The sequence below is a fragment of the Caballeronia grimmiae genome (assembly GCF_022879615.1).
Classification (GTDB): Bacteria; Pseudomonadota; Gammaproteobacteria; order Burkholderiales; family Burkholderiaceae; genus Caballeronia; species Caballeronia grimmiae.
Map to the genome: position 1 here is coordinate 28,356 of NZ_CP084274.1, position 18,883 is coordinate 47,238.

General features: G+C 60.8%; 13 protein-coding genes and 2 pseudogenes. 5 read left to right on the forward strand and 10 right to left on the reverse strand.

Features of this window, described 5'->3' with window-relative positions:
• Window positions 1–196: 196 nt before the first annotated feature.
• From LDZ21_RS23500 to LDZ21_RS23510, 3 genes are all read right to left on the reverse strand, one after another.
• Entirely contained in the window at window positions 197–757 is a 561-nt protein-coding gene (locus LDZ21_RS23500; protein ID WP_244797063.1) for a cytochrome b, read from the reverse strand.
• A complete protein-coding gene (locus tag LDZ21_RS23505) occupies window positions 754–1,812 on the reverse strand; it encodes a catalase family peroxidase (protein ID WP_244797064.1) in 1,059 nt (352 codons plus the stop codon). Before LDZ21_RS23505 ends, LDZ21_RS23500 begins: the two co-directional genes overlap by 4 nt.
• 273 nt (window positions 1,813–2,085) lie before the next feature.
• Window positions 2,086–2,601, reverse strand: coding sequence for a GAF domain-containing protein (locus LDZ21_RS23510; RefSeq protein WP_244797065.1), 516 nt, complete (start codon window positions 2,599–2,601; stop codon window positions 2,086–2,088).
• Between the two features lie 187 nt (window positions 2,602–2,788).
• Between LDZ21_RS23510 and LDZ21_RS31445 the strand changes: the two are divergent.
• Window positions 2,789–3,334: pseudogene (locus LDZ21_RS31445) on the forward strand (PAS domain-containing protein); the annotation flags it as partial.
• 77 nt (window positions 3,335–3,411) lie between these two features.
• Here LDZ21_RS31445 and LDZ21_RS23520 read toward each other — a convergent pair.
• The gene (locus LDZ21_RS23520) at window positions 3,412–3,738 is read right to left on the reverse strand and encodes a hypothetical protein (RefSeq protein WP_244797321.1); all 327 of its coding nucleotides are present in this window, start codon (window positions 3,736–3,738) and stop codon (window positions 3,412–3,414) included.
• Here LDZ21_RS23520 and LDZ21_RS31220 point away from each other — a divergent pair.
• Window positions 3,643–4,590, forward strand: coding sequence for a methyl-accepting chemotaxis protein (locus LDZ21_RS31220; RefSeq protein ID WP_280519446.1), 948 nt, complete (start codon window positions 3,643–3,645; stop codon window positions 4,588–4,590). The genes LDZ21_RS23520 and LDZ21_RS31220 overlap by 96 nt on opposite strands.
• Complete coding sequence (locus LDZ21_RS23535) at window positions 4,590–6,047, forward strand: chemotaxis protein CheW (RefSeq protein ID WP_244797067.1); 1,458 nt, start codon at window positions 4,590–4,592, stop codon at window positions 6,045–6,047. Before LDZ21_RS31220 ends, LDZ21_RS23535 begins: the two co-directional genes overlap by 1 nt.
• Window positions 6,048–6,633: 586 nt before the next feature.
• Here the strand turns inward: LDZ21_RS23535 and istB are convergent.
• The 3 genes from istB to LDZ21_RS23550 all read right to left on the reverse strand — a co-directional run bounded on the left by istB (window position 6,634) and on the right by LDZ21_RS23550 (window position 9,814).
• Window positions 6,634–7,455, reverse strand: a complete 822-nt coding sequence (gene istB / locus LDZ21_RS23540) for an IS21-like element helper ATPase IstB (protein ID WP_035508514.1) — start codon at window positions 7,453–7,455, stop codon at window positions 6,634–6,636.
• The gene (istA, locus tag LDZ21_RS23545; protein ID WP_244797068.1) at window positions 7,452–8,951 is read right to left on the reverse strand and encodes an IS21 family transposase; all 1,500 of its coding nucleotides are present in this window, start codon (window positions 8,949–8,951) and stop codon (window positions 7,452–7,454) included. Before istA ends, istB begins: the two co-directional genes overlap by 4 nt.
• Before the next feature lie 125 nt (window positions 8,952–9,076).
• Entirely contained in the window at window positions 9,077–9,814 is a 738-nt protein-coding gene (locus LDZ21_RS23550) for a Crp/Fnr family transcriptional regulator (protein ID WP_244797069.1), read from the reverse strand.
• A gap of 269 nt (window positions 9,815–10,083) precedes the next feature.
• On the opposite strand from LDZ21_RS23550, the gene LDZ21_RS23555 reads away from it, so the two are divergent.
• A complete protein-coding gene (locus LDZ21_RS23555) occupies window positions 10,084–10,248 on the forward strand; it encodes a hypothetical protein (RefSeq protein WP_244797070.1) in 165 nt (54 codons plus the stop codon).
• A gap of 282 nt (window positions 10,249–10,530) precedes the next feature.
• Here the strand turns inward: LDZ21_RS23555 and LDZ21_RS23560 are convergent.
• The 3 genes and pseudogenes from LDZ21_RS23560 to LDZ21_RS23570 form a co-directional block, all read right to left on the reverse strand.
• Window positions 10,531–11,520, reverse strand: a pseudogene (locus LDZ21_RS23560) (chemotaxis protein CheB).
• 100 nt (window positions 11,521–11,620) lie between these two features.
• The gene (locus LDZ21_RS23565) at window positions 11,621–15,790 is read right to left on the reverse strand and encodes a CheR family methyltransferase (protein WP_244797071.1); all 4,170 of its coding nucleotides are present in this window, start codon (window positions 15,788–15,790) and stop codon (window positions 11,621–11,623) included.
• A gap of 1,381 nt (window positions 15,791–17,171) precedes the next feature.
• Window positions 17,172–17,366 carry a DUF6723 family protein gene (locus LDZ21_RS23570; protein ID WP_342346304.1) on the reverse strand — a complete coding sequence of 65 codons (195 nt, stop codon included), beginning with the start codon at window positions 17,364–17,366 and terminating at the stop codon, window positions 17,172–17,174.
• 170 nt (window positions 17,367–17,536) lie between these two features.
• On the opposite strand from LDZ21_RS23570, the gene LDZ21_RS23575 reads away from it, so the two are divergent.
• Window positions 17,537–18,865 (forward strand): IS4 family transposase, encoded by a 1,329-nt coding sequence (locus LDZ21_RS23575; RefSeq protein ID WP_244794283.1) that lies wholly within the window; start codon window positions 17,537–17,539, stop codon window positions 18,863–18,865.
• Window positions 18,866–18,883: the final 18 nt, after the last annotated feature.

An 18,883-nucleotide genomic window follows, 5' to 3' on the forward strand; every position in this document is an offset into this window, starting at 1 on the left:
TGTACACCCATATCCTCATGCGCCTCGTGCCCGTGCTCTGCCCGGGCAGGGCAGTTGCACCCTCTTTCAATTCCACGAAACAGGACCCGACAATGCCCCACATGTGCGATGTATGCGGCGCGCGTCCGGCGACCGTGCGGCTTGCGGTGCTGCGCGATGGCCGCCGGCACGTCCTCGATGTATGATGAATCACCGCTTACTTACGCCACGAAGCCATCGCCTGAAACACGCCATCGCGGCGGATCAGCGCGTGAAACAGCGCCGCCGCCAAATGAACGACGATCAGCGCAAAAAAGCATAGCGCGAGAAACCGATGCGCGTTCCACAGCAGCGAATGCAGGCTGTTACTGTGCGGCAGCAACGACGGCAGATGCACGCCGAACACGACCACCGGAAAATCCGCCGCGGACAACATGCCGTACCCGATGAGCGGCAACGCGATCATCAACGCATAGAACGCGTAGTGAGACAGATGCGCGGCGAGCTTCATCGGCTCGGGCATGTCGGCGGGCAGGGGCGGCGCGCCACGCACGATCCGCACGGCGAGACGAATCAGGCCGAGTATCAGGATGACGATGCCGAGCGGCTTATGGATTGAAACGAGCGTCAGATAGTCTGGCTTCACAGTCGACACCATGCCCACGCCGATGAACAGCATCGCCAGGATGCAGACGGCCATGATCCAGTGCAGCGCGCGTTGCAGCAGGGAAAAGCGCGCGTGAATCGGACGCGCGGCGGTTCGGATCGTCGTACTCATTGCTGCGCTCCTTCGCCGGTGTGCGGATAGTCCTTGTCCTCGGCCGTCCTGCGATTGAACGACACCGAATACGCCGCCGAGCGCGCCGCCGGGAATGGATCGTCGGAGACGTGCATGCCTGCGGGCAGCACGGTCGGATCGAAGTTGAGGTCGCGACACGGACCGTCCGGTTCGGCTTCGATTTGTTTCACCACCAGCGTGCCCGCTTTTACGGTGCGGCGGTCTTCGGGCCACGCCTTGCTCGGGTCCGCAGTCGGGTCGCCCGGATTCGCCACGGTGACGAGCATCGTCCAGCGTTGCGGAGCGGTTTGTACTCTCTTCGCGATGTCCGCTGCGAGGAAGTTGTCGCCGCGCGCCTTCAACTGATCGCCGGTCAGGTTCTCGGGCTGCGCGAGCGGGACGAAGGACCATCGGACGACCTGATCCTTGCCCGATGCATTCGTGAAGACGAAGCTGTTCAGTCCGTTGTAACGGTCTTCCGCATACGATGCCGTGAACGGCGCGCTGCCCGCCCACTTGCCGAACGCGCCGATTTCCGGGTGCGCGGCCGCGAATCGTTTCATCGCGTCAGGATCGCGCTTGTCGGCGAGCGCGCGCTGCAGATCGTAGAAGGCTTGAGGCGTCGAGACGGGAAAGAAAGGCGCGTCGATCATGGCGGCACGCCATTCGCTGCCGTCGGGCGTTTGCACGCGCAGGCTGAGGCCGCGGACACGCGCCATGGCGTCGCTCGCTTTGGGATCGGGCGTGCCGAGATTGAAGCGTCCCGTGACCGGATAAGAACCCGCCGCAAACAGTTGCGCTCTGGAGAGATCGGCGGCGGCGCCAGTGGAATCGAAACTGCCGGTAAAGCAGATACCCTTTGAATGATTGCGTCGAAAGCCCGGGGCGGGGCCGCTCGCCGGCGCAAGCGCGTTCACCATCTTCGCGGGTGTGAGCCGTCCCGGCGACAGCCAACCGGCGGTGTACGCAAAAGCGCCAACCAACACGATCACCACCGCAGCAATCGTCGCCAGCGACGCAAGATGGGATGCAGGTTTGCTCGACTTGTCGACCATCGGACTCTCTCTCGATAGGCGTTGGACCGACAGGTAATCTAGCAGCACGCAAAAAAACGTGCAGAAAAAGCGGCCTCGTCGTCGAAAGGCATGTCTCCTTTAGACGCTTCGAACCGAGTTCCGTTTATCACGCTGGAAGAGGAGACGGGCCCGATCACACCGCTGACGAGTGCGGTCGCTGATCGGGTTCAGGTACCCCTGACTACGTGGAGACGGGTCGGCGGTGAACGACATCTCGCTGCCGCCGCGAGCCGCAAAGTGTCGGCGACAGCTCTACTGCCGTGCCGTGGAAGACAGCTCCAGCTCGACCATCCGCAGAACGTCCGATGCACACGCGGCCAAGTCTCCAAACAGACGACGCTGTACCGGTTCCAGACGACGAGGGATGGTGTCAATCACGCACAGAGTGCCTAAACGGTGGCCCCCCAGCCCTGTCAGCGCCATCCCCGCATAAAAGCGAATCCCCGGACCGCCCGTTACGAGGGGGTTGGTACGGAAGCGTTCGTCTTGCGTCGCGTCCTCCACGACGGAAATGGTTGGCTCGACCAAGGCGAAGTTGCAGAACGCCATGTCGCGCGGTGTTTCCGTAGTCGCTAGCCCATGCCTCGACTTGAACCATTGACGGTGAGTGGCGACCAAAGAAACGAGCGCGATAGGTGCGTCGGTGAGGTAAGCCGCCAGCCGGGTGATTCGGTCGAATCGGGGGTCGTCCGGCGTATCGAGTAGTCCGCACTGCTCGACCGCACGGAGTCTGTCTTCTTCGTTGTAGAGAACTGGAAATTCGGCCATTGTCGCTTTTGCAATTGGATGCGCTGGGTGCAAAGCACTCAACCAACGCTATGTCGGCAGAACGGGCGCAATCTTCAGTTCCAGCATCAAATTTCAGCGTGCTCCGTATTCAAGTTCGGATCTTGAACGCCGTCAACCAATGCTACGGCGTATCCGAATAAGCGGCGCCCCCAGCACAAGGTAGATCATGGACGCAGAAACCAAAAACTTGACTAGCGCACGCAATGCAACCGTCGCGGCAGGAGCATTCCAGAGACCGTTGGAAGAGTTTCGGTCCTTGTGGGCAACAACGGAAAGGGAACGAGCAGTCGTCGAATTCTCTCCGGACGGCGTCGTCTTGCGTGCCAACGCAAATTTCCTGGCGCTTATGGGCTACCGGGCCGATGAGGTCGTCGGTTCACATCACCGCATGTTTTGCGACGCTGCGTACGCCAACAGCGCTGGCTACCAGGACTTCTGGGTCATGCTCGGGTCCGGTCGCGAGATGAACGGCGATTTTCGCCGCATCGGCAAGGCGGGTGGCGAGATCTGGATCAATGGTTCCTACACGCCCGTGATGGACGAGAATGGCAACGTGCACAAGATCGTCAAGGTGGCGACCGACATCACGGCCGCGCGCACCGTGGCGGACGATCACGCCGGCAAGGTGCGCGCCATCGACCGTGCGCAGGCCGTGGTCGAGTTCGACCTGCGTGGACACGTTCTCGCCGCGAACGGACCATTCCTCGAACTCATGGGCTACAACCTCGAAGAGGTGCAGGGTCAGCACCATCGGATGTTCTGCGATCCGGCCTACGTCGCGACCGATGCTTACCGTTCCTTTTGGGACAAGCTCGGACGCGGTGAGTATGACGCGGGCCAGTACAAGCGCGTGCGAAGAATAACCGTGACGTGTGGATTCAGGCTACCTACAACCCGATCTATAGCTCGGACGGCCGCCTCATCAAGATCGTCAAGTTCGCAGCGGACATCACCGAATTCAAGCGTGGTGTCGCGGAAAGCGACGGCCGACTGGCTGCAATCGATCGCGCCAATGCGGTCATTGAGTTCGATCTCGAAGGCAATGTCCTCCGGGCGAATCAGAACTTCCTCGACGCCATGGGTTATACGCTGCGCGAAATCGTCGGAAAGCACCATCGGATGTTCTGCGACCCGCAAGACGTGGCGACCGCTGAATACCGGGATTTCTGGGCGCGGCTCAGCCGCGGCGACTACAACGCGGGCCGTTACGTGCGCGTATCGAAGCACGGCTACCGCGTGTGGCTGCAGGCGACCTATAACCCGGTGTTCGACGAGTCCGGCCGCCCGTACAAGATTGTGAAGTATGCAAGCGACATCACTGCTCAGGTGGAACGCGAGCGGCGCATGCAGGAAAATCTGATCGCAATGAGCGAGAAGATCGAGGAACTCTCGCAGTCGATCGAGGGAATTGCACAAAACACCCTTGAGGCAACTAGCGTCGCTACCGAAACGCAGGCCGAAGCGGATACCGGCGAACGTACGCTCGCGGAGTCCATGTCAGCTATTCAAGCGATCGAGCACTCCTCGGCCGGCATCAGCGACGTGGTGAAGGTCATCAGTGACATCGCGACGCAGACGAACATGCTCGCGTTCAACGCCGCGATCGAGGCTGCGCGCGCGGGCGAGCATGGCCTAGGCTTCTCCGTGGTCGCAAGCGAGGTGCGCAAATTGGCGGAGCGATGCTCGCAGGCGACCAACGAGATCGGCCGGCTCATCGATGAATCCGTGCAACGGGTCAAGACGGGCAGCGACACGTCCCGACGTGCAGCTGACGGGTTCCACCGTATCAGAGCCGGTGTGGATCGCACGACCGAGACCATCGCCAGTATTCACCAGGTCACCGAAAAGCAGGCAACAGCGACTCGCACTGTCTCGGACCTCCTTCGCGAACTCACGGTCGTGACAGGCGGCGAGGCAGCGACGCGATCCAGTTCCACTGTCGCGGCGCTCAACAGCCGGTCTCAATAATGGCGTCCCCCGTAACGGTCCACGGCCTCGTCCGCATAGGCGCGACCGTATTCGCGCTGCCCGCGGATCGCATTGTCGAAGCGGTAGACGCGCCCACGTGCTATCACAGGGTACCCGCGCAGCCTTCGGCGATGCGCGGCTACTTCGTCCTGCGTGGCGACGCTATCGCGACCCTCGACACCTTTAGCGTGCTGAATCCGGGCGAAGCAGCGAGCGCGTCCGCCAGGCATGTGATCGTGCTTCGCCACGACGACTCGCTCTTCGGCATTGAAGTCGACGCCATCGGGAACACCGAAACCGTCGACGAACGCGATGTGGTCCGGCTCGAATCGGACTTCGGGCAGGACGGCGGCTTGTTCGCTCAACTCTTTCCCATGGACGGCGGGCTTTCGCTGATCGGCATTGCCGATGTGAGCAAACTTCATGCAGCGACGCGGGGCATGGCCGCACGCGCGAGACACCGCGCGTTCACCGCGCGACACGGCGCATTTGGACCTGCGGGACGCGCCCGGGATGGTGGCTCGGAGCAACAAGCCAGGCAGTACGCGATCGTTCGATGTGCGGAGCACATGCTATGCGTGGACGCGCTGAGTGTTAGAACGGTCGTCCCCATGCCAACGCTGCAACAGCCGACCCCTGGCAACTCGACGTTCCTTGGTGTCGCCCGTTGGGCAGGTGGCGACCTTGCCGTGATGGACTTTTCGGCGGTACTCGGCTTGCCCGTTGCCGAGCCGTCCGGCGGCAAGTACATGCTCGTTTTCGAGAATGGTGCGACCCTTGCCGGCTTTGCGGTTGACGAACTATCGGAACTGCTCCTGATCGGGCCCGCCGACATACGGCCGGTATCACCGGTTGCTTTTCGCCACGCGCACCTGTTCAGCGGAGCTGTCCTGAGCGAAAAGGGACATACTGCTTTGCTCGTCGATCCTCAGGCCCTCGCGACGACTGAAGGCTTGATCCGGCTGCCGCGCCCCGTTCTCGGACATGGTGGACCTGCGTCTAACGAGCTATCTCGGGTTGCCGCGTCGACGTCATTCATCGTGTTCTCGGCTGCCGGTCAACATCTGGCCGCTAGGACCGCCCAGGTTGCGGAAATAGTATCCAGGCCTCGTATCGAGGTTCGCGCACAGCAAGAGGAGGCCAGCCTCGGCCTTATCAATTGGCGCGATTCATTGATTGAACTTGTGCGCATCGGTGTTATTACGGGGTCGGTTGACAGTCCCGAATGGGAGCAAGCCCTTGTAGTCAGTGTCGATGGCCTTACGCTCGCATTCGCCATCGATGCCGTGATAACGATGTCAGGGCCGAATGAAGCGACGGAGGTATCTCGCATCGCCGACCATGAGACCGGAACGTGGCGCGAGATCCTGACGATGGGAGAGCCGAGGCGTGCCAGCTATCGAATCGTCGACTTATCACAGCTTGTAATCAGCCGGTTCGAAACCATAGATAGGTAAGCGCTAGTGCCTTGCGGGAGAGATTCAAGAATCCAGCGTACGTTTCTTGATGGCCTGCGTGCGCCCACAAGGCCGTTACTCTCTCGCCTCCGATTTCTCGCGGTACGTCAACGGTTCGACGCAAGCGAGTCGCTGTCCGATGGCTGAACAAGCCGTGAGGTTGCTCACCTGTTCGTTGGTCTTCCCTGCGATGATGTGCCGCATACCGTAAGTGTTCCTGAGTAACCGTGGACTCGTCGGCGCCAGCCAAACCCGCCTCTCTTAGAGCGGCACGAACTTCACCATCGTATCGGGCTGCATCGGTTTTACCGCTGAGGCGGCGATGAACAATCATTGCGTCGTGCAGTGGATGCTTCGGCGGGCATCGTAGAAGCGTAGAACACGGACGGCGAAATCATCGATGGGCATTCGTCGCGCGATGCGGGGCGCATGCTTGCCGACGAAGCCTGCGAGGCGGCCGTCTGCTACGTCAAGAGTTCATACAACCGCCGTATGCTGACGGACCTGCGGCAGTGTAGATTGTCAATTACGATGGCCGCCCGGGCGACAACTATCTTGGCCGGTCGACGGGGTTAGTTGTCGCTGCTCAACTCGGCATAGTTGTCGCTCCTTCCGATTCGGGGTGGGGTAATTGACGCCGCCGCGCGCGCTTGTTGTCGTCGGCGCTGCGACGCCGGTAGCTTTCCACGTTCAGCTCGAAGATCGTCGAGTGATGGACCAGTCGGTCGATGGCGGCGACCGTCATTGAGGGATCGGGGAAGACATCATTCCAGCCGGAGAACGCGGCGTTGGCCGTGATGAGAAGGCTTCGACGCTCGTATCTTTCCGCAATCAATTCGAACAGCACGCTCGTTTCGGCCTGGTCCTTTCTGACGTACGACAGGTCATCCAGGATGATCAGATCGAAGTGATCGAGCTTGGCGAGCATCGATGGCAACTGCAGGCTTTGGCGTGCCGCCTGCAGCTTCTGCACGATTTCGCCGGTGCGTGTGAACAGCACTCGGTACCCGGCGTCGATCAGCGCATGACCAATGCCGGAGCCTAAATGGCTCTTCCCGGCACCCGGTGGCCCAAACAGCAGGATCGTGGCGCCTTTCTCGAGCCACGAGTCGCCGCTCGCGAGCGCCATTACATGTGCCTTGGACACCATTGGTACCAAGCCGAAGTCGAAGGCCTCGAGCGTCTTGCTTGGGTCCAAATGCGATTCGACGCGATGCCGCTCGATGCGCCGTTTCGCGCGCTCGGCCAGTTCGTGCTCGAGCAGCGCGCCGAGCAGGCGCGTCGATGGCCAGCCTTCCTTGTCGGAGCGCTGTGTGAACTCGGACCATAGCCGCGCGATCGTCGGCAAGCGCAACTCGGTGAGCATCAGCCCCATACGGGCGGCATCGTAAATTGCGGGCGCGTTCATACCGATGCCTCCTCGCCAAGCAGCGTGTCGTAGAGAGCGGCCGTCGGCATGTCCACAGCCACGTCTGGGCATTGCGCCTGCCGCGGCGCAAATTCATTCTGTAGTTGCTCGAGATCGGGCAGCTCGCCCGCGGCGAGCAACGCCTCGAGCCGCTCAGCAAGAACGGCCTCGACTCCGTGATTCGCGGCCAGTTCCAGTAAGCCGACCATGGTCTTGCAGGCTTCGCGCTGCGTGAGCCGAGCCTCAAGCCGCTCCCACGTCCGGCGGTACGCCTCGCGCGGAAACAAGTCGTCGCGAAACGCCAGCCCCTTGAACGCCTGGGGCTTGCGCTTGAGCGCCTCAATGAAGTGCCGGTAGTCGAGCTTGCGACGGCGGCTATTGGCCGCATGCGAGCCCCGTGCTGTGCTGTGCACGAGTGCGCCGGACAGATAGCAGTCGAGGTGATCGGCATAGACGCGCACCTTCAGACGGTGACCAATCAGGCGCGACGGCGCGCTGTAGAGAATGCCCCGCACGGTGAAGGTGCCACAGCGTGTCACGCGTGCTTCCTCTTCGATGAAGTCGGTCGTGCGATGTGCGGGCAGATCGCGCAACTGTTCGCGCTCAGCGTTAAACGCCGCTGCGTTGCGACGGTTACGGCGCATGACGACGTCGCGAACAAACCCCTCATACGCAGCACGATCGTCGAAGTCGCGATGCCCACGCAGCATCAGCGCCTGGTCGATCGCCTCCTTCAGATGGCGGTGCGAGGATTCCACACTACCGTTCTCATGGGCCACGCCGACGTTATTGCGCGTGCCGGCCATGCCGTAATGCACCAGCAGTGCGTCATAGCGAGCCGTGAAGTCCTCTTCAGTCTGCAAATTCTTGAACGCTGCCGATAGGCTGTCGGTGCGATGCTCATGCGGGCAGCCGCCGGCCTGCCACAGCGCGTTCTGTAGTCCGGTGGAGAGGGCCTCGAAGCTCTCGCCACCTTCGACGACATAGGCGTATTCCCAGTGCGAGAACGCGAGCACGAAGTGATAGAGCCGGTGATCGAGGGGCGCGCCGGCGACCGTCACGCGCAAATCGCGCATGTCGGTAAAGTCCGAGAGCCCCTGCACGCCGGGCAAGTGCTGCTGCGGGAAGAAGATCTCCTTGCCAGGGCCCTCGAGTGCGCGCCATTGGCTGACGCGCCGCTCGAGCGTACGCCGCATGCTGTCAGGGAAGAGGCCCGGATGCGCCTCCTGCAGCTTGCACAGCAACGTGATGGCCTTGAGCCGGGGCGCGTGGCGCAGCAATGGCACGACCTCGCTCTCCCAGACCTCCGCGAACGGATCGTGACGTGTACGCCACGCGCGCGATGACTTCTGCGACGGCAGCCGGCCGTCATGCTCGATGCGCCGGGCCGTGCGAACGCTCATGCCCGCCATTGCCGCGGCGACTTCCTGAGTGTGATGTTTGCGCTTGCTCATATAGAGTCGGACCTGCTGGTCCGTTACGTAGGTTCCAGGCATGACTGTTCGCTTCTTGTTCGACGCGATCAGCCATCGTAAAACCCCGCTACTCCGGCGCCGCCGGTAGTTCGTCGTCTCCGGCGGCTACGCCGCCTTCGACTCCTCACCACCGGCCAAGGTAACTGTCAAAGGACCGGCCAAGATAATTGTCGTTCTCTAGGCAGAATCCGTTCGAACTCGCGCTTGACAATGCCGTAGCATTCACAGGAGTGCGCCTCTAGCGCAGCGCGGTCCAAGATTTTGACGCGACCACGGCTCTGATGGATGAGTGCTGCGTCGCACAGCTTTCCAGCAGCCTCACTGATCGCTTCCCGACGAACGCCCAGCATGTCGGCAATGTGCTGCTGCGTGAGCCGCATGGCGTCGGACCGCGTGCGATCCGACTGAATCAAAAGCCACCGGCACACTTGCTGGGTTACCGAGTGATGGCGACTACACGCAGCGGTCTGGGCCACTTGTGTGAGCAGCGCCTGCATGTACAAGAGCGTGATGCGCCTCAAGATATCTGAGCGGCCAAAGTGCTTACGCAGGGCATCGGCGCTCATTCGATATGCGGAACCGGCGCTCTGAACCTGCACGCGCGCCGGAATGGTGTCGCCGCCGGTCAATACGGGCACGCCTGTCGTTCCTTCTCGACCGATTGCTGCCACCTCCGAGCAGTTGCCGTCTTCCATGGTCTGTAACAAGGTGATGACTGCGGTCGCCGGGAAGTACACATGCCGAATGGGCGTGCCTGAATCGCACAGCAGTTCTCCTGCGCGCAGTTCGACCAGATCGAGATCGGAAGCGACGGTTTTCCATTCGAGAGAGGGAAGTGCGCCCAATAGATCATTCCCATGGAGGTCGGACTGAAGATTCAACATAGTGATTTCGTGAATTCGTATCGCGCAGCCACTTAGTGGCCGCGGACGCGGGGCGCGGAAATGTGTAGTTCCGTCCCTAAATGGACCTGTGCTTGAACTAGGCGGGAAAGGGACGGTCACGGGTCAAGCGTAAGATTTTAACGTTTGCGCGTTGACTTCCGTATGACAAACTCTAAAGACAATCAGCAGTAAGCGTGAGAAATGCTGCCTGCGGGGCGTGAAATCGAGTTCGCGACAGGGGCATCATAGAAAAGGAACTCAAGCTGCAGGTGACCGCAGGTAAGACAAGCCAGATCATGCATGCGCCGGCGGTGAGCCGAATGTTGAACGGCTCGGAAAGCGAGGAACTCATCGACGTCGCGAAACGTGCCTTCCTTGATTTCGGCTTCACCCATCTCGAGAATTGCAACAAGCGCTCGCGCCGGCGGCCGTAACACACGTCGTACCGAGAAAACCACAGCGGCGTTCTCACCGACCTGAGTGAAGCCTGTCGGGTTCGGTGACATGGCGGCGCTCCCGCTGAACGGTCAGCCGCCAGCTTGCCACCGGCGCAAACCCCGACATCTGTAAATAGCCAGAACACGACATTAGGATACAGCCGCTACAATGAAAACTGCGCTAATTCGCTTTATGTAAAGTTCATGGCGAACCCAGTGATCTGGCACAGCGGCACCACCAGGCACAGCGACCGCAGCCGAAAACGCGCCAGTGCAGCGTTACGGTAGCGGCGTACGCAGCGCGGTGCGCAGAAGATCGGCGAGCCGTTCGTTTTCATCGATGCGAGTCTGCTCACGCGCGATTTCGTCGACACTACCGGCGCGCTGCGCCCAGTGCTGCCGTTCGCGCGCAAAGATGATTCGTTCATGGACCGCGCGGATTGCCGCCCAGATGGCGTTCTCTGTGCTCTTCGCGCTCCCCTCTTCCAACGACAGGCTTGAAAACGCATGCCCGGTGTGACAGCGATAGCGCACTGGATGTTCGTCACGCAGCCGCCACAGCGCGCCACTGCAATCGGGACAAGTGAGTGCCGAGCGCTCGGCGATCTTATCGAGTTCATAAGGCTCCGCGATACCCTTATCGGCTATGCGCGCCTCGTCGTCCAAATCTGTTCGCATCGTCACTTTGACCTCCTCGCGTCGCTTCGCACCCTTTATCGCGGCTTGAATGACCTCGGCGAGTTCCTGCACCTTTGCAACTACGTCCGGCTGCGCCGCACTTGCCGCGGTTCGCGGCATCGAGGGCGCTTCGCAGTCGTCTGGATCCTGCACGATGCAGTATCCCGCGCGCGCGCGCACGGCCGCCAGTCCGGCGGCTCCATCGTCAAGATCGCCACTCAGAACGACGCCAACCACCCGAGATCCTTATTCAAGCGCGGCAGAACGAAATAGCGGATCAGCGGCGGGGCGCGCGAAGTTTTCCGTAGCCGTGTCGAGCAGACGGAGCGCCCCCCGCCGCAACACCATATGCCGGTCCGGTGGCGCGACATAGATCTGGCCAGGCTTGAGCGCCTCGCCGTCCTCCGGATGGCGTGCGGGCAGCCTCCCCCACGCCGATAACAGCTGGGGCAAAATGCTCGGATGACGGCCTATATGAAGCACCATGCAAATGGCAGCGGGCAATTGCGCTGGAAGCACCGATACGAGCGTCTTCAGAACCGGGATTGCGCCGCGGGATGCCGCGATCACTACGACGTCTCTATGGGTCATAGACCCTCCTTCATTTTCCGACAGCAATCCTCGCACCGCACCGCGCGAAGGCACTGCCTAAGACGATGGGGAAGAACACACCCGCACGGCCTCGTCGGCTTCACGGCCCCGGTTGGGGAGTACTGGTCCTTCGGGTGAGGGCGCAAAGCGTTTCCAACAATTGTGTGAGCTCTAGCGGTTTCGCCAAATGTGCATCGAAGCCAGCCCGTTTCGCCATCTGCACGTCTTCGTCGCGGCTGTGCCCGGTAAATGCCACAGCGGCAACGCTCGCCCATCGAGGGTCAGCACGCATGCGCTTGACCAACTCATAGCCGTCCGTACCCGACAACGATATGTCCGACAGCACCACGTCGATCGCTTGATCGCGGCCGCTTTCAAGCGCTTCTTCCACTGTCGTCACGCCCACCACGGATGCGCCTTCCAGTTCCAGAAGCGTCCCCAACGAGGCGGCGGCCTGCCCGTCGTCCTCGACGAGTAGGATACGCAAGCCCTCAATTGAGCGGCCCCTCTCGCCTCGGGGTTCCTGAGGAACGAGTTCTTCGATGGCTCTGGGAAGCCACGCCGTGAACGCCGTGCCGTGGCCGGGCCCGTCCGAGCGGGCTTCGACACGCCCTCCCTGCATCTCAATCAGTTGTTTGACAAGCGCGAGGCCGATGCCAAGACCCGTACGAGATCGGCCGGGCGCCCCTTGACGGAACATGTCGAAGATGTACGGCAGTGTCGCGCTGTCGATACCTTGGCCGCTGTCCACAACATCGATGCGATACATCCGGCCCTCCTGCGTGAGCCGCAGCTTGATGCGGCCGCCCGACTCGGTGAACTTCAGCGCGTTCGAAACCAGGTTCCAGATGATTTGCTCGCAGCGCGTCGGATCTGCAAAGACAATGGCGGATTGTGTCGGAAAATCCATCACCAGCGTAATGCCCCTTGCATGGGCGTCTTGCTCCATCGTGTCTGCGAGAGCAGCAAACATCGCTTTGAGATCCAGACGAGTGAGCTTGAGCGAAAGCTTACCGGTTTGAATCCGCGACCAGTCAAGCAGATCATCGATGATCTGCGCTTGACTGCGGATGGCTTTCTTGATCCACCACGATGCTTCATGCACGGCGGGAATATCGCGCGTCTGTGGCAGTCGCGGCAAAATTTCCGCCTTGACGCCGATCAAGTTCAGCGGATGCTTGAGTTCGTGAGACAACACCGCAATGAATTCGTCCTTGAGCTGACTCGAGCTGAGCGCCTGTTCGCGCGCAGCCTGCTCCTCCGCGAGCGCCTTCTTGTTCGCTTCTTCCGTCAGCTTGCGGTGCGTCAGGTCACGCGCAATCTTCGCGAAACCCGTGAACGATGCATCCAAGATGGGGGTGACCACGCCGCTACAGTAAATGCGCCCACCGTCTTTAGTCCGATGCCAGCGCTCATCGTCAGCGCGGCCGTCTCGGGCAGCCGTGGTGCGTTCAAGCGCCGGCACCATTGCCTCACGGTCCTTCGGATCGTAGATCAGTTCGATATTGTTGCCGATCATATCCGTCTCGCGATAGCCGAAGATATCCTCGGCGCCAGCGTTCCAGCTCACAATCGAGCCCGCGCTATCGAAGATGATGATGGCGTAGTCCTTCGTTGATTGCGCGACCAGCCGCAATCGTTGCTCACCGCGCCGCGCGGCTTCCTCCGCCGCATGGCGGGCCGTGATATCGATCAATGTGATCACCGCACCATCGATATGATCGTCTGCGGTGCGGTAAGGCAAGAGCCGCATCAGGTACCAACGGCCTTCCTCGCTCTCAATCTCGCGTTCCGTGAGTTGCAATGACTCGAATGACTGCCGCACATCGTCCGCCAGTGACGGATAGTGCAGCGAATGTTTGATGTCGAAAAGCGAGCGGCCGAGGTCGGTATCGATCAGCTTGAAAATCGCCGTCGCACTCGGCGTGAACCGCTTGACGCGTATCTCCTTGTCCACGAACACCGTCGCAATTTCGCTCGATGCGATGATGTTGTGCAGGTCATCATTCGCCTTGGCCGTATCCTCGATCCTTGCGTGCATCTCGGCATTGGCGGTCGTCAGCTCCTCATTTACCGATTGCAGCTCCTCCTTGCTGCTTTCCAGTTCCTCGGACGTGGAGCGCAGCTCTTCGTTGATCGCCTGCAATTCTTCGTTGGACGCCTTCAATTCCTCTAGCGAGGTTTCATATTGCTCGATGACGGTCGCCAATTGCTCTCGGCTATGCTGCAACTCGTGTTCTAGCTGCGCGAGGACAGGGTCTTGTCCGCCCTGCCTGGCCTCATCTTCGGTCATGTGGCCTGCAACCTCGTCGAAGACGATCAGCAGGTAATCCGTGTTTGCGACCGGATCGAAGAACGGGCGCACCGTCATATTGATCCACGAATCCTGTTGCTCGTGGTTCCATGCGACCCGCCGCGCTTCGACACTCGTTCCCGTCTGCAGCGCGCGGAAAATTGCAGTGCGCAAGTCGAGGCGCAGCTCTGGAAGCACGAGCGCCATGATGTTGCTCGTCGGCTCGCCGGCGCCGTGTCGCAGGAAGCGGCCGGCGTTGTCCGACAGATGCAGAAGGTTGGAGTCACGATCAACGACTACACTGGGCGGCGCGTAGCTCTCAAGTGCGCGCTGATGAAGATCGGCAAATGAGAAGCTGCGCTGTGCGGGGCTCGCTGGCGGCTGAGTGGGCGAGACGGGCGTGTGCCGCTCATCCGACCGGCGCGTGCCTGGGGAGCCGAGCGGAGGGAACTCGATGGCCGCCTTCGCACGGTGCGCGACCGCTTTAGCGCGGTAGATGCGCCATTTTTTATCGACGATCGCAAACAGATCGTCCGCCGCATCGGCCGATTCGGCGGTGCCCAAAAACAAGTATCCGCCCGGGCGCAGGGCGAAATGGAAGAGTTCGAGGATCTGCCTCTGTACGCCCCTTTCAAGGTAGATGAGAACGTTGCGGCAGGAGATAAGGTCCAGATGCGAGAACGGCGGATCTCGCATGAGACTATGCGCCGCGAACAGGATACGCTCGCGCACCGACTTTGCAATGCGGTACTGGCCGCTCTCCTTGGTGAAATACCGTTGCAGGAGCTCCGTCGGCACGTCGTTAGCGATCGCGGACGGATAACAGCCGGTGCGCGCTCGTTCAATGGCGGTCTCGTCAATGTCGGTGGCGAAGACCTGTATCGACTGGCTTGACGATCTCGCATCGCGAGCCTGTGCAAGCTGCAAGGAGATTGAATACGCCTCTTCTCCGGTCGCACACCCGGCAACCCACACGCGCACCTGCGCGTCGCTCAAACCATGTTCGAAAAGGTTGGCAATGACTTCGCGCCCCAGAACGTCAAACGCTGTCCGGTCCCGGAAAAACTGCGTCACGCCGATCAGCATGTCGGCCAGCAATGCCGTTGCTTCGTCCGGCGTCGCGCGCAGGAAATGCCGATAGGCGACGAAGTCGCGCTGACCGTTGATTTGCATTCGCCGTTCGACACGCCGCAGAATCGTGGCGCGCTTGTAGGCTCGAAAATCATGGCCAGTGCGCACCCGCAAGTGCATCAGGATGTCAGCAAGCGCCCGCTCCGGAGAATCGGCAGCCGTGTCCCGGTCCTCGGCTGCCGCCTCCACGGACTCTTCGTTGTCAGAGTGCATCTTCTGCGCGGTGCTCCACAGGTCCAGCAATCGCTGCGGCAACTCCGCCACCGGCAGCACGATATCGACATGATTCGTCGCAATCGCGTGCTGTGGCATCTCCGCGTGCACCGCATCGTTAGGATCCTGCGCAAATGTGATGCCGCCGGCTTCCTTGATTTGGCTCAGGCCCGCGGCGCCGTCCGACCCGGAACCCGACAAGAGAACGCCGATGGCATGGAAGCCGTGCGCCTGCGCAAGACTCTGAAAAAAACGATCGATCGTGAGCGGCACGCTATCAACGCTCTCTCGCGGGCTCACTCGAAGGCAGCCATCGGACATTTGCATCTGCTTGCCGGGCGCGATGACGTAGATGTGGTTCTTCTCCAGCGCAATCGTCTGAGTGACCTGATGCACCGGCATGGTCGTCACGCGCTGAAGGATGTCGTCCGCATGACTGACATGCTGTGGCGACAGATGCAGGATGACCACGAACGCCATACCCATGCTCGCGGGGGCGTTCTCGAAGAAGGTCTGGAGGGCCTCGACACCGCCGGCAGACGCGCCCACGCCAACCACCGGAAAGAGCAGGTCGCTTTGCACCACGATTGGTTCCTGATCAGACGTCGTGTGCGTCGGCTGCTGGCTTGCCATATTGGTCCCTTCCACGTGAACTAATTCATGTACGTCAAATGCCGCGTGTCGACCCACCAAAACCGCCTGCCCAAAAACACATCTGCGCTGAGGCAACACGACTTTACGCTAGTACGTTGCGTGATAAATCCCCGGCATGAAGCTTCGCTAGGCGCGACAAAATTTTTCAGCCTTGGCCACACCGGCTCACCGCTCGATAGCGTTCCACATCGCAAATTCTTTCTTCGCGCTGCTGCTAATTAAAGGCTACGGCCTTTGCCTCAGCCGGTTCCCTCGATCGAGTACGGTGATAGCCAAAACTGGTCCTTGAGCGGGCGCCGGCACGTTTCACTGTTCTGGTAGGCGGCGTGGTTATGGGCGCTGACAAACCGAGGCAATAGTTCCGGCATTGATACCGTATGAACGCCTGCATTTGAGACAGGAGATTTTTCGCGCTTACCGGCGGAGCCATTTTCAAACATTGTATCCGCTCATCGTACGGCAAGCCGCCAGATCTGCGAGAGACCACTGACGGTGTCACGACCCTTCGTGGGGCTTCGGGACAGCGTAAGCTGCAACAACCTTTGGGTAATGTCGAGAAGCGGACTCGGTGCATCATGAGTCTATTCAGATCTCGCGTGATGGGTTTCGCTCGCTGAAATACCGGAAGCGATCAGTGCCGGAAACGGGCGCTGTCCTATCGGAGAAAAACGCAACCGCAACAGCGAGTACAAGGTGCCCGGTCACAACATATCTTCAATGCCGGCCTTGCACGCCGAGCAGGTGGCAACACCCGGTGAAATCGTCGTCCGTGGTGGCACCCAAGGGCACGACGTACGTACGCTGTCCTGCTCCAATGCTCCAATGCTCCAATGCTCCATGCCCGAGTATTCCCAGGCTGAGGACCGTTCCGCCACGCCTGCCGTACGCCCCTAGCGCTTCCGGAATTAGCACCCTGGCTGCCGCCCCGTGGACGCGACTTCACGAAAGCGAGTCTTCGCCCAACACGACGCGCCGGAGGTGACCAGGCCCACTCGCACTTGCGTTTCCCACAGCAAGAGTGACCGCTGGTCAACGTCTCGCTTAAGCGCCAGCGCCATGCGAGCCACGCGATGGGGACGCGGCGATAGGTAGTTAGCCTAACGTCACTCGCGGCGCGCGAAGTTCCCTGCAACGCCGGAAGCCTCGGAAGTCATGCTTGTCGTAGACTCCGTGCGGATAGCCAGCGTAATAGACGCCCCTTCCCGCGACCCGACATGTGCGCCCCGACCGGAGAGACAGTCGGTTCCTCGCACATCCGCTGGTATCGCAGTCGAGAGAGGACTGCGAGCAAGCAGCGGCGTCGTAAGTCACCAGTCTCTTTTGACGGTGGATTGCTTGAGCGAACGCCCAATACGATCGGTCAAAGCTCGGGGCAGACGAGATCTCCCTCGACAATCCGTTTGCCTTTCTCCTGGGCAGCTGCAACGGCTGTCGCCTTCGTAGCAAAGGGGCCTACCGTTTCTGCGCCCTCGGAGGGGAATAAGAGTCGGCCATCGGGTTTCTGACGACTCTCAAGGTCCCATAAAAGCCGCTCCCGGACCAGCCACGCGACGATGCATAGATGATGAAGTCATCTCTGTAGTGCCCGGCGCGGGCAGAACATCGCGGATGGGGAAAAGAACCAGCTTCGGCCTAATGCCGTTCAGTTAAGCGACTGAACGGCATTTTATTTTGGTGCGGGAAGTAGTTGTAAACGTTGCGCCGAGCTGTTAACTTTTCGGGGCGATGCTTGCCAACCACCTCACCTTCGTAATCGAAGCTCAAGAGCCGACCGATCTGCGACGGTTGGCTGAGCATCTGCCCTACGAGTGGGTCACGCGCGCGGTCCAGGCAACGGGCGCAGCGAGCATCCGGCGCCGTCGTCTGCCGGCTGAGCAGGTGGTGTGGCTGGTGATCGCGCTGGCGATGTACCGGCACTGGTCAATCAGCGAAGTACTCGACAGTCTCGATCTGGCCTTGCCCAACGAGGCCGCGCCGTTTGTGAGCAAGAGCGCCGTGGTGCAGGCCCGCCAACGCGTGGGCGAGGCGCCGATGGCGTGGCTGTTCGAGCAGACGGCACGGGCGTGGACGACTCAGGACGCGGCTCACCATGCGTTCAAGGGATTAAGTCTTTGGGCGATGGACGGCACCACGTTGCGCGTACCCGACAGTGCGGCCAACCGTGAGCACTTTGGCGCGCAAGGTTATGCCAGCGGCAAGGTGGCCAGTTATCCGCAGGTGCGCGCCGTGACGCTCACCGCCATTCCGACGCATCTGGTCGCCGATATCAATTTCGGTCGCTACGACACCAACGAAATGATGTACGCCAAAAGCCTGCTGCCGCAGATTCCGCAAGACTCGCTGACGGTGTTCGACAAGGGCTTTTTGGCTGCAGAAATCCTATGTGGGCTGACGATGAACGCCCCCAATCGTCACTTCCTGATTCCAGCCAAAGCGAATACCTGCTGGGAAGTGGTCTCGGGTACCGCTGACGATGCGACGGTGCGCATGCGCGTCTCGCCGCAGGCGCGCAAGAAATGTCCGGCTTTGCCCGAATTCTGGAATGCGCGCGCGATCCGAACGATCGATGCGCGTGGACGCGAACGCGTGCTGTTGACTTCGCTCGGCGATCGTCGACGTTTCAAACCCGCCGATATCGTTGCCTGCTATGAGCGCCGCTGGCAGATCGAGACCAGTTACGGCGAGCTCAAGCAATCGATGCTGGGTTCTGAGTTGACCTTGCGCAGCCGCACCGTCGAAGGCGTGTATCAGGAGATATGGGGTGCGCTGATCGCCTACAATCTGATTCGCCGTGAGATCGCCAGCGCCGCATGGGAGGCGAAACTCGCACCGACCGACATCAGCTTCGTGCGCGCCCTCCATACCATCCAGCACGAACTCATGTGGGCCGCCCTTACGCCGGCCTATGCAAAGTTGCCCGCATGCCTTCGGCGCCTGCGCGAACGGCTCAAGTCCCTTCCAAATGAAAAACGACCCGGGCGCACATGCGACCGAGTCGTCAAATCCCGCCCCTCACGTTACTCCGTCCGGTACCTTAGAAAGAACCTTAACTGAACGGCATTACCAGCTTCG